Annotated in this window: 14 protein-coding genes; 6 read left to right on the forward strand and 8 right to left on the reverse strand. The window is 54.9% G+C overall.

Annotated features, from left to right (window positions below):
• Positions 1-39: 39 nt before the first annotated feature.
• Together G462_RS0107255 and traF are read left to right on the forward strand one after the other, a co-directional pair.
• Positions 40-1,410 (forward strand): MATE family efflux transporter, encoded by a 1,371-nt coding sequence (locus G462_RS0107255; RefSeq protein WP_035477105.1) that lies wholly within the window; start codon positions 40-42, stop codon positions 1,408-1,410.
• A gap of 90 nt (positions 1,411-1,500) precedes the next feature.
• Positions 1,501-2,637 (forward strand): conjugal transfer protein TraF, encoded by a 1,137-nt coding sequence (gene traF, locus G462_RS0107260; protein ID WP_051326597.1) that lies wholly within the window; start codon positions 1,501-1,503, stop codon positions 2,635-2,637.
• A 59-nt stretch (positions 2,638-2,696) separates the two neighbouring features.
• Here the strand turns inward: traF and G462_RS0107265 are convergent, their stop codons facing one another.
• The 3 genes from G462_RS0107265 to G462_RS0107275 form a co-directional block, all read right to left on the reverse strand.
• Positions 2,697-3,866: a 3-phosphoglycerate dehydrogenase family protein gene (locus G462_RS0107265; RefSeq protein ID WP_026958407.1), complete on the reverse strand. Its 1,170-nt coding sequence runs from the start codon at positions 3,864-3,866 to the stop codon at positions 2,697-2,699.
• A gap of 62 nt (positions 3,867-3,928) precedes the next feature.
• The gene (locus G462_RS0107270) at positions 3,929-5,041 is read right to left on the reverse strand and encodes a phosphoserine transaminase (RefSeq protein ID WP_026958408.1); all 1,113 of its coding nucleotides are present in this window, start codon (positions 5,039-5,041) and stop codon (positions 3,929-3,931) included.
• Between the two features lie 215 nt (positions 5,042-5,256).
• Positions 5,257-5,664 carry a rhodanese-like domain-containing protein gene (locus G462_RS0107275; protein ID WP_245579538.1) on the reverse strand — a complete coding sequence of 136 codons (408 nt, stop codon included), beginning with the start codon at positions 5,662-5,664 and terminating at the stop codon, positions 5,257-5,259.
• Positions 5,665-5,845: 181 nt separating this feature from the next.
• Here G462_RS0107275 and G462_RS0107280 point away from each other — a divergent pair, with 181 nt between their 5' ends.
• The gene (locus G462_RS0107280; protein ID WP_211234194.1) at positions 5,846-6,796 is read left to right on the forward strand and encodes a helix-turn-helix domain-containing protein; all 951 of its coding nucleotides are present in this window, start codon (positions 5,846-5,848) and stop codon (positions 6,794-6,796) included.
• Between the two features lie 4 nt (positions 6,797-6,800).
• Here the strand turns inward: G462_RS0107280 and G462_RS22015 are convergent, their stop codons facing one another.
• A complete protein-coding gene (locus G462_RS22015; protein WP_035477107.1) occupies positions 6,801-8,810 on the reverse strand; it encodes a DNA topoisomerase III in 2,010 nt (669 codons plus the stop codon).
• Between the two features lie 98 nt (positions 8,811-8,908).
• Positions 8,909-9,823: a YeiH family protein gene (locus tag G462_RS0107290; RefSeq protein ID WP_035477110.1), complete on the reverse strand. Its 915-nt coding sequence runs from the start codon at positions 9,821-9,823 to the stop codon at positions 8,909-8,911.
• A gap of 173 nt (positions 9,824-9,996) precedes the next feature.
• Between G462_RS0107290 and G462_RS0107295 the strand changes: the two genes are divergently transcribed.
• Both G462_RS0107295 and G462_RS0107300 read left to right on the forward strand, forming a co-directional pair.
• Positions 9,997-10,899: a LysR substrate-binding domain-containing protein gene (locus G462_RS0107295; RefSeq protein ID WP_026958412.1), complete on the forward strand. Its 903-nt coding sequence runs from the start codon at positions 9,997-9,999 to the stop codon at positions 10,897-10,899.
• Between the two features lie 193 nt (positions 10,900-11,092).
• Positions 11,093-11,851, forward strand: coding sequence for a PEP-CTERM sorting domain-containing protein (locus G462_RS0107300; RefSeq protein WP_026958413.1), 759 nt, complete (start codon positions 11,093-11,095; stop codon positions 11,849-11,851).
• Between the two features lie 45 nt (positions 11,852-11,896).
• Here the strand turns inward: G462_RS0107300 and G462_RS0107305 are convergent, their stop codons facing one another.
• From G462_RS0107305 to G462_RS0107315, 3 genes are read right to left on the reverse strand one after another with little or no spacing between them, the layout of a single operon-like run.
• Entirely contained in the window at positions 11,897-12,370 is a 474-nt protein-coding gene (locus G462_RS0107305; protein ID WP_026958414.1) for a GNAT family N-acetyltransferase, read from the reverse strand.
• A 31-nt stretch (positions 12,371-12,401) separates the two neighbouring features.
• Positions 12,402-13,007, reverse strand: a complete 606-nt coding sequence (locus G462_RS0107310) for a class I SAM-dependent DNA methyltransferase (protein ID WP_026958415.1) — start codon at positions 13,005-13,007, stop codon at positions 12,402-12,404.
• 23 nt (positions 13,008-13,030) lie between these two features.
• Entirely contained in the window at positions 13,031-13,732 is a 702-nt protein-coding gene (locus G462_RS0107315; protein WP_245579539.1) for an esterase/lipase family protein, read from the reverse strand.
• 324 nt (positions 13,733-14,056) lie between these two features.
• Here G462_RS0107315 and G462_RS0107320 point away from each other — a divergent pair, with 324 nt between their 5' ends.
• Positions 14,057-14,512, forward strand: coding sequence for a hypothetical protein (locus G462_RS0107320; RefSeq protein WP_026958417.1), 456 nt, complete (start codon positions 14,057-14,059; stop codon positions 14,510-14,512).
• The last annotated feature ends 69 nt before the right edge of the window (positions 14,513-14,581 follow it).

Genomic DNA, 14,581 nt, shown 5'->3' on the forward strand with positions numbered 1-14,581 from the left:
TTATGCCGATAATGCCCGGATGATGACAGAGGTAAACCCATGAGCGACACATCCCCTATCCAAACCAGCGTAGCCCGCACCTTTTGGCGCTATGCGATTCCTTCGGTAATGGCCATGCTGATCAGCGGGCTGTATCAGATTATCGATGGGATCTTTGTTGGTCAGTTTATCGGGATGGAAGGCCTGGCAGGGATCAACCTGGCATGGCCACTGATCTGTGTGATTATCGGAGTTGGCCTATTGGTTGGCATGGGCGCTGGCAGCCTGCAGTCCATCGCCCGGGGTGAGCAAGACGAAGGGAAAGCCCGGCAAATACTCTCCACCGGCCTGATTCTTTCGTTGCTCTACTCGCTTGCTTGTACCCTGCTGTTATGGCTATTTGGCGACTCGCTACTACAAGTCCAGGGCGCAGCAGGAGACGCGCTGGCGCATGCTCAAAGTTACATACAGGTGTTCATTTGGGCAGCTGGAATCACAGTGGTTTCCTCTGCTCTCCCCCTGCTGGTGAGTAACGATGATAGCCCGAGAATATCCACCTCCTTGATAGGCCTTGGCGCAGTACTGAATATCTTGCTCGACTACCTGTTTATCGGCGTGTTTGACTGGGGCTTGCGCGGGGCGGCATTGGCAACAACAGCAGCCCAAGGTGTGGTCTGTATCTTGGGACTGGGCTACTTTTTTAGTCGCTATGCCAAGCTTCGTTTGAAGTGGAACGAATTGCGATTTGTCACCGACCACGCAGTAAAGCTAACCGGCTTGGGTACTTCTAACTTACTGATGTACTGCTATTTTGGTTTTATTATCGCACTGCACAATGCCATGTTTATGCAGGTTGGCGATACTGTGGATGTTGGCGCCTTTGCCATCGTCGGCTATCTGGCCACCCTCTACTACCTGTTTAGCCAAGGGATCGCTAACGGCCTGCAGCCGCCGGTCAGCTACTACTTTGGCGCAGGCCAGTACCCGCGGATCAGCCAGACCTTTAACCTGGCCTTGGCCACCATCATCGTCAGCGGATTGGCTTTCACTCTCGTGCTGAACCTCTTCCCCGAGCAGGCCATCGGCTTGTTTGTCGATGACGACCCACAGCTGCTGGCAGCCAGTATCCCGGGGATCCGCATCCATATACTAGGCTTGGCCCTCGACGGCTTTATCTTCCTCGCCTCGGTCTACTATATGGCGGTCAACAAAGGGCGTCAGGCCACCATGATATCGATCAGCAATATGCTGGTGCAGATCCCGCTGCTGTTGCTGCTACCCCGCGTATTGGGTGTCGCCGGGGTATGGATGACCGTGCCGCTGTCCAACCTACTACTGGGATTGGTGATCGCCTATTTCTTATTAAAAGAAGTCCGACGCTTTCGCCAAACGCCGACCAAGCAATCGCTACACGTCAGCAACGCAGTCTAAAAAAAACTGGGCGCTCGTTTCACTCCTAAGTAATATCAAGGTGCCCGCTCGATCTGAGCGGGTTTATCATGGATGAGGACTAGGAAGAAAATGAAAAAACTCAGTGTTCTAATTGCATTGGCCCTGGCAGGGCAAGCGGGCGCATCGACGCTAGCAGATAGCCGCAGCATAGCCATAGGCGGCACCGGCGTGGCCTCGGCCAACTACATCAGTGCCAGCCTGCACAATCCGGCGCTTGCCGCGAATCACAGCAGCGAAGATGGCTTTGGTATGCTGCTGCCCACCCTAGCGGCACGTATCCACGATGGCGACGATATGATTGATGAGCTGGAGGATTTCCAGGGCATCAACGATAGCCTCAGCAGCAACCCCAGCGAGCAAGAGCTGGAGCAATGGCGTAACGCACTGCGCAAGCTCGATGGCAACGAGGTCAATGCTGAGGCCACCTTTGGCCTAGTGATAGCGATTCCCAATTCTTTGGTCAGCACCAACTTCTTCACCAAGGCAAACGGGATCAGCCTTGGTAAGACCATTGTCGATGAGGACGACCTGGACCTCGACGACCCAAATTTTGAAGACCTAAACTCATTCGCTCAAGCCATCGGAGGCGGTACCCTGGACATCGGCCTGAGCCTGGCAAAAAGCTTTGAAACCAGTGGCGGCATCTGGCAGGTGGGCGCCTCTCCCAAGTATCAACGCCTCTACTCGCTGAACTACAAAGCGACCGTCGACAGCTACGAAGACGATGACTTCGACATCGATGATCGTCTGGAAAAGAGCGGCTTTAACATCGACCTAGGTACTGCCTACCACTTCGACAATGGGGTGAGCTTGGGTTTAGTAGGCCGCAACTTAGTCTCGCGCGAGCTTAAAACCAATGTCAGTCAGAGTAGCCAAGCCACCTTCCAAGTGAAGCCAGAGTTTACCGCTGCGGCAGCGTTTACCGGCGACTGGTACCAGATGGCCTTCGACATCGACCTGAACAAGCGCCAGTACTTCAAAGAGTATGATTACAAGCTGCAATACGCGCGCTTGGGTGCCGAGGTAGAAGCCAAGTGGGCGCAAGTTCGGGTGGGCTACGCCTATAGCATCACCAGCTCCGGCAGCGACTTGCTCACTGCTGGCTTTGGCTTTACCCCTTGGGGTAAATTTGGTCTCGATCTCAGCGGCCAAGTGGGCAAAGACGATCACTACGCCCTCAGCGCACAGTTTATCTTTACCCTGTAGGCAATCGAGCTAAAAAGGGCCTGCATGTGCAGGCCCTTTTTTATTGCGGCAGTATCGCGTTAGAAACGGCTAACATGAAACACATGGTCGATACTGGCAATCTCATTGAGCACGTGCTCGCCCGGCTCATCGGCCACATCCAAAATGGTATAGGCAATATCGCCACGGCTCTTGTTGAGCATATCCAGCACGTTGATATCCAAGGCCGACAGCTTGGCCAGTACCTGACTCAGTACATTCGGAACATTGTCGTTAGCAAAGGCGATGCGGTGGCCACCACTGCGCTCTAGATAGATATCTGGGAAGTTCACCGAGTTGCGGATATTGCCGTTCTCCAGAAAATCGATCAGCTGCTCAGCGGCCATGCGCGCACAGTTTTGCTCGGCCTCTTGGGTACTCGCGCCAAGGTGCGGCAGCAGCAGCACCCGCGATTGGCCCAGCAGAGTCGGCGAGGGGAAGTCACACACATAAGTCGACAGGCGCTCTTCAGCCAAGGCGCTCAACAGTGCGTCTTCTTCCACAATCGAGCCACGGGCAAAATTGAGCAGGGTCGCTCCCATCTGAATATTGGCCAGCATCTCGGCGTTGATCAGCCCTTTGGTGTGCGCATTGGCCGGCACGTGCAGGCTGACGTAATCACAGCGACTTAGCAGCGAGGCCAGGTTCTCTGCCTTCTCAATCTGCGAAGACAAACGCCAGGCTGCATCGACACTCAGCACCGGATCATAACCAATCACCCGCATGCCCAAGTTCAACGCAGCATGAGCGACACTGGCACCAATCGCACCGAGGCCCACCACGCCTAAGGTTTTGCCATTCAGCTCGCCACCGACAAAGCGTTTCTTCTCGCGCTCCACCAGCTTGTTAAAATCATCGGCTCCGGATTGACCATCTAAGCCCGCGACAAATTCCAAGCCTTGAGCAACCTTACGGGCGCTCATCAACATACCGGTGAGCACCAGCTCTTTGACCGCATTGGCATTGGCACCGGGGGTGTTAAACACCACGATGCCCTGATGGGTACACTGATCCACCGGGATATTGTTCACCCCAGCGCCGCAGCGAGCGATGGCTTTAACTGATTCGGGAAAGTCCTCCTGATGCAGGTTCTGGCTGCGCAGCATCAAGGCGTCGGGGTTGCCGATATCCGCCGACAGCAGATAGTCGTCTTGAGGAAAGCGGGCCAGTCCGACAGGGGATATGTTGTTGTAGGTACGGATGTTTCTCATCGTTATCTTTCTCCCTGAAATAAAAAGGGCAACGTAAACGCTGCCCAAAACAAAATCCTTTTTTATGCCACTTGGTGGTAGGCCCAGTTGAGCCATGGCACCAAGGCCTCTAGGTCTTGGCTCTCCACCGTCGCGCCACACCAAATCCGCAGCCCCGAAGGCGCATCCCGGTAGGCGCCGATGTCATAGGCCACGCCTTCACTATCGAGCAGCTTGATCATCTGTTTCACCTGCGCAGCCTCCAGCGACAGGCTCAAGCACACGCTGGTGTTAGAGCGGCAAGCCGCGTCGCTGGCCAGAAAATCAATCCAGTCATGCTGGGCCACAAAGTTTTCCAGCACCACCAGATTACTTTTCGACTTGGCGATACAGGCCTCCAAGCCACCCAGTGATTCCACCCAACGCAGCGCATCGATGTAATCTGCAACACACAGCATCGACGGAGTATTGATGGTGGCGCCCTCAAAGATCCCTTCAATCAGCTTGCCGCCTTTGGTTAAACGGAAGATCTTCGGCAGTGGCCAGGCTGGGGTATAGCTTTCCAGACGCGCCACCGCTTTGGGGCTGAGGATAATGATGCCGTGGGCACCTTCGCCGCCGAGCACCTTCTGCCAGCTAAAGGTGGTCACATCCAGCTTCTGCCAAGGCATCGCCATCGCAAACACCGCCGAGGTCGCATCGCAGATGGTCAGGCCTGCACGGTCATCGGCGATCCACTCACCATCGGGTACACAAACGCCGGAGGTGGTGCCGTTCCAGGTAAAGATGCAATCGTTAGCACCGTTGTACTGGCTAAGATCGGGCAGCTGGCCATAGTCGGCGCTGTAGCTGGTCACGCCATCCAGCTTGAGCTGCTTGGTGATATCGGTCAGCCAGCCGGCGCCAAAGCTCTCCCAGGAGAACACGTCCACCGGGCGCTCGCCCAATAGCGACCACATAGCCATCTCCATCGCACCCGTGTCGGAGGCAGGCACAATGCCGATGCGATAATCGCTGGGGATCTGCAAAATCTCCCGGGTCAGCTCGATGGCTTCTTTTAGGGTTGCCTTGCCAAGGCTGCTGCGGTGGGAGCGCCCCAAGGTGTCCAATTTAAGCTTGGCCACATCGTAGCCCGGGCGCTTAGCGCAGGGGCCAGAAGAAAAGTTGGGGTTGGCAGGTGGATAGAGCGGCTTCATCGATAACTCGTCCTTAAGCTGTTGAATATTTAGTCAAAGCATCAGTATAAACACTTAGTTCTGCAGGTAAATTGATCGCTGTAGCTGTTTGAAACGCCAACGAAAACTCAGTAGTTACCGCCAGCTCAGCAAGCCCTTGCAGGCAAAGCTCCGGCAAGGGCTGAAGTTAGTGGTGATTGTCTCTGTGATTTCCCGGAAAAACCTTACGCGGCAGACTAGCCTTCACTACCCGATGCCAACTCAAAGCCTTCGTCCAGCCAGCCACATACGCCGCCAATCATCTTCTTCACCGGGCGCTCAAGCTTAGCCAAGCGGATCGCCGCCTTCTCGGTGGCATTACAGTGTGGCCCGGCGCAATAGACCACAAACAGCGTGTCTTGGGGATAGTCCGCCAGGTTCGCTTGATTCAACTTGGCGTAGGGAAAGCTCACTGCGCCGGCAATATGCCCTTCATTGAAGGCCGATTCGGCGCGCACATCCAGCAGCACAAAGTCGTGGCGTTGGTTGCTGAGGGCATGGTGGACATCCCAGCAGTCGGTTTCAAACTGCTGCAGGGCCTGGAAGTGGGCCAACGCTTGCTCGGGGCTGGCGGCGGGGATACGGCTAACGGCGGAACTCATCATCAAATCTCCTTTTGTGGTTTTGCACGTGTTAACTATTCGAGCGTTTACCTCGCGAGTACCAATCCAGTCTCCACCAAGTTGAGCCTTTGCGAAATTGGCTTTACAGTCAACTATCGATAATATCCAGCCATCGCGTTTAAAATATAGCGTTTAAACCATAGTGCTTAGAAAAGGAATGCCTATGCGCGTTGCAATACTCTGCCACCCCAATGTCGCCCTGTTCGAGATGGCCTGCGCCAGTGAGCTGTTCGCCCTACCCCGGCCGGAGTTTGAGCAGTGGTATCGGTGTGACATGGTCAGCTTTGAGGATACACCCATCGCCAGCCTTGGCGGCTTGACCCTGCAGGCGCAAACGGTGACGAGCCTGAGTGATTATGAGATGGTAGTGATCCCCAGCTGGACAACCACGAATCCGACGCTCGGCGAGCCACTACGCTCAGAGCTATTGTACTCAGAGCTATTGCACGCCCACCAGCGTGGCTGCCGGCTGGTCTCCTTTTGCTCCGGGGCATTCTTACTGGGCGAGCTGGGCGTGCTAGACGGCCAGCGCGCAACCACCCACTGGCGTTATGCCGAACTATTTCAGCGGCGCTTTCCCAAGGTCAGCTATGTGGATGATGTGTTGTATGTTCGCCATGGCAACGTAGCCTGCTCGGCGGGCAGCGCTGCAGCTATCGACCTCGGTCTGGCGTTGATCCGTGAAGACTATGGCTATGCCATCGCCAACCAAGTGGCAAGGCGTTTGGTGGTATCGGCCCAGCGCGATGGCGGGCAAAGTCAGTTTGTAGAAACGCCCATATTGGCCCACCCCAATCACTTCGCCCAAGCCTTAGATTGGGCGATTGAGCACTTGCACGAGCCCTTGGATATCGACAGCCTGGCAGCCAAGGCTGCCATGTCGCGGCGCACCTTTGATCGCAAGTTTCGCAGCAGCTTTAAGCTAAGCCCACAACAGTGGCTGACTCAGCAGCGCTTACAGCTGGCCAAGCAGATCTTGGAGAGTGAGGCGTTTGCTATCGATAAGGTCGCCCAGCTAAGTGGCTTCGATAACGCCATTACCCTACGCCATCATTTTCGCAAGCAGCTAGGGATCTCTCCCAGCCACTATCGGCGGCAGTTTGCGGCCAGCTAGGCGCTTAGCTGGTCGCCTTGCTGCGCGCCCCGGCGCTACGAGAGCCCGTTGAACGCCGCTTCCCGCCACTACGGCTAGTACCTTTAGCGGAGCCTTTTCGCGAACCTTTGCTCCAGCGCGGCTTGCTCGGCGCTGTTAGGCCGCTAAACGCCGCCGCAGACACTGGCTGCTGCAGCAAGCTTTGCAACTGCTGCTTGAGGTCTGTCATAAACGCGCCACTTTGATGCTGGGCGCTCGCTATCGCCTCCAGCTGCTGCTCCCACAAGGCGGTCATATCCGGCAGGCTACAGGCCTCGGGCAATGCACCAATCAAGGCCTTCCCGGCCTCGGAGGCATGGATCTGCTTACCCTGGCGCTGCAAAAAGCCACGCTTAAATAACAGCTCGATAATGCCGGCGCGGGTCGCCTCGGTGCCCAAACCATCGGTGTCTTTGAGTACCTTTTTCAGCTCTTTAGATTGCACAAAACGGGCGATCCCGGTCATCGCCGCAAGTAAGGTCGCATCGCTAAACGGCTTAGGCGGCTGGGTCAGTTTATCTTCAACCACGCCTTGCTCGCACAACAGCTGCTGACCTTGGCTAAGCGCGGGCAGGCGGCTTTGCTGCTCACCGCTTTGTTGTTCAGAGCTTTGCTGCTTGTCGGTTGCGCCTTCACGCTGGAACAACACCTTCCAGCCTAAGGCTAAATCTTGTCGTGCCTTGGCTAAAAACAACCCCTCTTCGATGCGGATCTCCGCGCGCACCTCACGGTAGCGATAGTGGGGATAAAACTGAGCCAAGTACTGGCGGGCGATCAGCCCGTAGATCTTCTGCTCGGCATCACTCAACTTGGCCGAGGCCAGCTGCTTTTCGGTGGGGATAATCGCATGGTGGGCGTCCACCTTAGCATCGTTCCAGGCCTTGGATTTTAGGCTGGTATCGGCCTTAGCGGCGAACTCACCGAGCGCAGGATGGTTGTTGGCCAGCGCCGCCACGACCTTGGGCGCCGCGGCATGTTGCTGGCGAGGAAGATGGCGGCTATCCGAGCGCGGATAGGTGATCAGGGTATGGCGCTCATACAGGCTTTGCGCTACCTCTAAAACCTGTTTGGCGCTCATGCCAAAGCGCTTGGCGGCATCGATCTGCAGGCTGGAGAGGTTATAAGGCAGCGGCGGTGCCTGCTGCTTGTCTTTGGCCTCTAGTTTATCCACCAGCGCGTTTTGCTGGGTGATCTTGCGCGCCACATGCTCGGCCAGTTTGCGCAGCAGTACCCGCCCGTCTTCATCTTGGTAGGGCAGGCAGGCCTCGGAGGGCTGCCACATTGCCGAGAAGCGCTCGCCATGTTCGGTAAGCAGCTCGGCACGCACTTGATAGTAGGGCTTGGCAACGAAGTTGGCGATCTCCAGATCGCGCCTTACCACAAGGCCAAGCAGCGGGGTTTGCACCCTTCCGACCGACAGCACGCCCGGGTAGCCCTGCTGACGACCACGCACGCTGTAGGCTCGGGTCAGGTTAATGCCATACAGCCAATCGGCATGGCTGCGGGTACGGGCCGAGTCCGACAAGGCGGTGAACTCGCCATTGCCGCGTAGCTTGTCCAGCGCCTTGCGCACCGCAGGCGGGTTAAGGTCGCTAATCAGCAGCCGCTGAATGCTGGCCATCTTGGCCTTGGGCAGGCGACAGTGTTCAATCACCAAATCCACCAACAGCTGCCCTTCGCGGTCGGGGTCGCCGGCGTGCACCAGCTGAGAGGCTTGCTTGGCGAGCTTTTTGATCACCGTAAGCTGCTTGGAGGTTTGCCGCTTGGGGCGCCACTGCCACTGCTCGGGCACGATTGGCAGGGTATCCAAGCGCCACTGTTTGAAGCGCTCGTCATACTGCTCGGGCTCGGCCAGCTCCAGCAGATGGCCGATACACCAAGTCACGCAATCGCCGTTCGCCAGCTCGATATAGCCTTCGTGTTTTTTTTGTGGCTTGGGCAGCACTGCCGCGATGGCGCGCCCCAGGCTAGGCTTTTCTGCAATGTATAAACGCATGGCAATCACTGTATATAAAAACAGTAATCATAATCAAGCGAATAAATGCTGGCAAGCGTCCACATTACGCAGGGAACCTGCAGGAAACTAAGCAGCTACTACGCCAAGAGTAACCAAGCCAAGGTCGCACTGGATATCGCCAACCATAGGATCACGCCAAACACTAAGGCCTTAGCACCCGAGGCCTTCACCTTCTCCAGTGAGATACTCGAGCCAATCAAGAACAGACATAGCACTAAGGCTTGCTTGGCCAGACTAAACACCCAATCGTAGGCAAGCTGGAACTGCGGCAGCGTGTCGCTCAGCAAGATGGCGGCGCAGTAAAACAAGATAAAGTAGGGAATGACAATTTTGCGGCTGCCACTTCGAAACAGCAGCGCACTGACCAAGGCCACTGGCACAATCCACAGCGCCCGCGACAGCTTTAAGGTGGTGGCGGTAATCAGTGCCTGCTCGCCATAGGCCGATGCCGCGCCCACCACCGAGGAGGTGTCGTGGATGGCAATCGCCGCCCAGGTACCAAAGGTGGTTTGGTCCAATTGCAGCGCATGGCCAATCACCGGGAACACAAACAAGGCAACAGAGTTGAGCATAAACACCGTGGCTAGCGCCATGGCTATCTGCTGATCCTTGGCCTTAATCGCCGGTGCGACAGCTGCGATGGCACTGCCGCCGCAGATGGCGGTACCCGCCGAGATAAGATAAGAGGTGGTGATCTCTAAATTGAGTAGCCGCGCCAGCCCCATACCTAGCGCCAGCGTAGCCACAATGCTGGTAACAATCAGGCCCAGTCCATCACTGGTCACCGCTAAGGCCTGCTGAACGTTGATGCCAAAGCCCAAACCGACAATCGAATAAGCCAGCAGTTTTTTGGTCCAGCGCGTCAGCTCGAGATTTGCTGGCACCAGCCCAAGCGTCGCCAAGCTAAAGCCCATCACCAATGCTGACGCAGAGGAGATAAACGGGAACAAACATAACAATGCTGCGGCAACAAATACGACTTTCTGCTTCATCACTATCTACCAACAAGGAGGCAACCCACCGGGCCTAACCAACGGGCGCATACGCGCCTTTCTTACAGCCGCCATAATACGCCCGCTCGATGTTTAAATATATTTAATTGTTATTTACAGCTGTTTTGAGAAACTAAACAAATTAGAGATCGAGTTATTGAAGAGCAAAGGAAATGACAGCGATAAATCCAGCCATCACCATTAAGCAGCTGCGAGTGTTTAGCCAGATTGCCCAGCAGGGATCCTTGAGCCAAGCCGCCATTGAGCTGCATCTCTCTAAAGCGGCGGTCAGCCTGGCCCTTGGCGAGCTGGAAAAGCAGCTCGGCTATTCCTTGTTTGACCGGGTTAACAAACGACTCCAGCTCAATCAACAGGGCCGCCAGCTACTGCCTTTGAGTGATGAACTATTGCAGCGTCATCAGCTGCTAGCCAGCCTGTCAAATCAGCCCAATGCACTGACCGGCCAACTGAAGATTGGCGCCAGTCAAACCATCGGCAACCACCTGCTCCCCGCGATGCTGGCGGCCTTTAGCCCCGCTGACCAAGTATCTGGCTTGGTGGACAAGGATATCCGCATCTCCAACAACGACTTGTTATGCCAACAGCTACTGGATTTTCAGATAGACGTGGGCCTGACCGAAGGTGAAGTGAGCGACCCTCAGCTAATCGCACAGCGCTTTGGCGGCGATGAGATGTGCGTTATCGCCCCAAAAGACTGTCCGCTGGCCTCGGCAACAGCACTGGATATTAGCGAGCTTGAGCAACAGCAGTGGCTACTGCGCGAAACCGGCTCCGGTAGCCGCAACTACTTCCTCAAACACGTAGCCCCCGCGCTGAACAGTTGGCAAGAGGGCTATCAGTTCAACGCAACCACCGCGATCATCAACGGCGTCGCCGCCGGCCTCGGCCTTTCGTGCTTATCGTTGCATTCGCTCCGCGCCAGCCGCGTGGCCGATCAGGTGGTACACTTGCCGCTTAAACAAGCGCTATTTCGTGACTATTACTTGGTGCTGCACAAAGACAAATATCGCGGTGCTCTGCTCACGCACTTTACCGAGTTTGTGCTTGCATCTTAAGCGCGCCGACAGCCTCAAGCACCGTCAGCTTTCTTTACAATTTCCTCTATTTTTCAAGTGCTTTGCTAGCACCGCACAAACATAAAACCTTTATAAACAAATAATTATTTCCTGTGGTTTAGATATTGCAGTGGCTCGGGCTGTCGACGGATTGACTAACTTGTAAATAGAGGGAGCTATGAAACAACGCTAATTGATTCAATCACTTAGTGCTGCAGCCTTGTTGTTTACTGCACAACAAGCCTCTGCAGTGGTGCTAACTTTCACCGACCAAGCCGCTTGGGAAGCCAGCGTTGCCGGCTACACCATTATCGATGAAACCTTCAGCGGCCCCGAGAATCTCTGGGATCCGCTATCGGGTAGCAGCAATGTTCAGGCAGGCGTTATCGATGTTGAGCTCAGCGGCGGGCATCAACTCGATGATGAACCCACCCCTGTGGGTGTGCTTGGCAACGGTTTGTTCTCCGGTGAAGTGGACGCCAGCTTCCCCATCTTTGGCAATGAAGATGACGAGGATCCTGAGGAGCATGATGGCGTCAATCTAAGCTTTGGTTACAGCAACTTTGGTTTCGGCATCTATAACCTAGCTGATACTTTTCTGGATGCTGACGATGACCAAGCGCCCAGCCTGCTAGACGTGTCCGAAATCGGCATCGCGGTGAATGGCGAGGAGTTCATTTTAAGCGACCTACTGGGACTATCACCGGATTCAGAAGGCAATATCGATGTGCTGAATGTGCCCTTTATTGGCTTTAGCTTCGGTGGAATGGAAGTGTCTTCCTTTAGCTTTATCCACGGCGATCAGATCCGTGATGTACAAGGCGCTTATGAAGAGTTCACCATCGACGGCATCCTGTTCGCCACCGACTCTCGTTCGGCTTCGGCGCCTGAACCCACCACCTTGCTATTGTTTGCACTGGGCTTGCTAGGCTTGAGACGCCGCTTGGGCTAAGGCCTTTCTGCGTGAACGCTTCGCTCCGAGCGAGGCGTTTGCGAGCTACAAGCACTTCTCGTAACACTGCTCCAGCAGCGGTTTGCCCCAAAGCTCGCACGGGTACTCTTTGACAAGCTCAAAACCGTAGCGCAGATACAGCGACTTGGATACCGCTAAGCCTGCCACCGTCCACAAGATGACCTTTGCATAGCCATGTTCTGCACAAAAGGTGATCGCCTCATCCATCAGCCGTTTACCGAGCCCCTTGCCTCGAGCGATGGGATCGAGAAAGAACCAACGCAGCTGGGCCTCAGCCATCGAGTTCTCGCAGATGCAAATACACCCAAGCAGCACTCCTTGTTGTTTTACCAGCCAAATCCGCTCTCGCTCGCTGCTGCGCTTGGCGAATTGCGCTAGGGGTTCTGCCACATAAGGCTCAAAGCTGGCATCAAAACCATACTCTTTGGCATACAACAGGCCATGCTGGGTAACGATACTTCCCAGATCGCCGGGTTCCAGGGTGTTGCTGATAATCATCACCGCTCCTTGGCATTCATCACGCCGCGAGTTAGTTCTTGGTTGCCACCAAAAAGAACAAGGGGTAGTCACGTAGCTCACGATCAGCACCCTCTTTGGTAATCGAAAAATACTGGCTCTCACCTTCCACCGTAAAGTGATGCTGGGTGAGCATCTTTGACAACTGTTCGATATCAAAGCCATTGTGACCATCAAAGCCGGGCTCATGGTGATGAAACGAGCCATCTTCCTTGTAGAGATCGGCAATCATCAAGGTTCCACCAGCCTCGAGGCAAACGGATGCTTGGCTAAAGAACCCCTGCAGATCCTTGACATGATGCAACGCCATTAGCGATACCAGTGCTGACGCAGGCTCTGAAGGAAGAGCCGTTGATGTATCAATATTACTCCACGAGTTTGCCAGTGCTTTTTGCTCAGCCTGTTTGAGCATGGCCAGAGAGGTATCGACGACGGTGACGCGTTCAAACTCATCCGCTAATAGGCAGCTCAACAGGCCGGTGCCGCCGCCAAAATCAACCAGGTGGCGGTAAGATCTAATCGGTGTCTTCCTCAACTTTTCCGCAGTCGCCGACGCTCTCTCGATGCGCATGGGGTTTTGCTCCCACGTGCTGGCTAACTGATCAAAATACTCACTCATTGCGACTACACACTCCTGAAAACTCACGACTTAGCCGAAGGTGGCTGTTGTTGCTCAAAATTGCCGTTTCTCAGGTAGTGCACCACCTGCTTGATCACAGCTTCGTTCTTCATCAGAAAAGGGTGGCTAACCGGCATCTCGATATGATCATTCATCCCCTCAAGCTTGGTGCGCTCGATGGATACCTTGCCATCATCGGTGCTTGGGATCAGCTGTGACAAGATCAGATTGATGCTCTTAGTGCCGGCGATAATGCCCAGATCAAACTCGGCTTTACCCAAGCGATTCGGCACGCTCAGCTCTCCGGTGCCGAGCTGCAATCCAGCCTCACCATTGAGAAAACGAAAGCCGGGCACGTCGGCGAGCTTGTCGACCACCTCGCTACCTTGATTGGGAGGCCCCAACATCACCACACGCCCCAAGTTGTTGATGGGCTGTTGACTTAGATATTGCCGCAGCAGAATACCGCCAAGGGAATGCGTGACGAAGTGGATCGTCATACCATCCGGGCACTGCGCCAAGGCGGGTTCAATGGCCATATCGGCCAGCTGCTCGATGGGGTAATCCCGCGACGGATAACCCAAGTTTACCGGCGTAAAGCCTTCTTCCTGCAAGGTTGCTTCCAACACCTTCATCGAACTTGGCGTACGGGCAAGGCCGTGCAATAGCACAACACATGAGGCGTGGGCACTCACAGAGAAAAACAGCAGAAAAACTATCGACATCAACTTCATACTACGGGCCTACAACAACGCGGTTTCACGGCGGCTAAACACGGCAAACAGCGGAGCAGCCAATACCGAGGATTGACCAAAAGGTTATCATCCGCGCCAACGCTTATCCATCAGCCTTGCTGTTGCGGAGGAACTATCACGGTATGATGAGGCCTGCGTGGCAGACGCATCAGATCAAACATAGGTCATTGATAGTTTGAACAAACACACTTCTGTTGATAGTTTTGAAAGCACTATCTAAACACACATATGGTGTTGTTTGGCCAATGATGGATAGGCCTGTTCGCCAATTGACCAAGGATGTCAATCGCTTTGATGCACGCTAAAACCAAACTCTTTCTTCTTATCCAACTGGCCATTGCCGGGTTGGTCGCTGTAGATATGTGGCAAGACCGCTTTATTCTTGCCGAGCCTTCTTTGCCCGGCCCCTTCGGGCTGGCCCTGTTCAGCGCAATCGTCATTCTTTATGCCTGGATCCCCGGGCTGGTCTGCTGGTCTGTCGCCAAAAAGCTCACTCCGGCAGATAGTGAGTGGGCCCCCTACTGGGTGATCACCTTCTTTAGCTGCTGGCTGTCAGTGATCGCATGGTTAGTCTCGATAATTCATGGGGTGAGTAAGCCAGATCGGGCATACACCATCTTGCCAGAGTTTATTCTGTGGTTCTCACTGATCCCCATCGTGGTGTGTTTTTGCTATCAGCGCGTCAACCGCTGGTATCGCCGCAGGCTTATTGCTGACTCACCTAGCACATCTAAAGAGTCCAGCCGATGAGATGTTCCTCTTGCTTTAAAGAGTTCCCCAAGCAGCAGCTCCAGCGACTGGATGCAAGCCTCTACTGCA

Source organism: Aliagarivorans taiwanensis DSM 22990 (assembly GCF_000429505.1).
In the GTDB taxonomy this organism is placed as follows: Bacteria; Pseudomonadota; Gammaproteobacteria; order Enterobacterales; family Celerinatantimonadaceae; genus Aliagarivorans; species Aliagarivorans taiwanensis.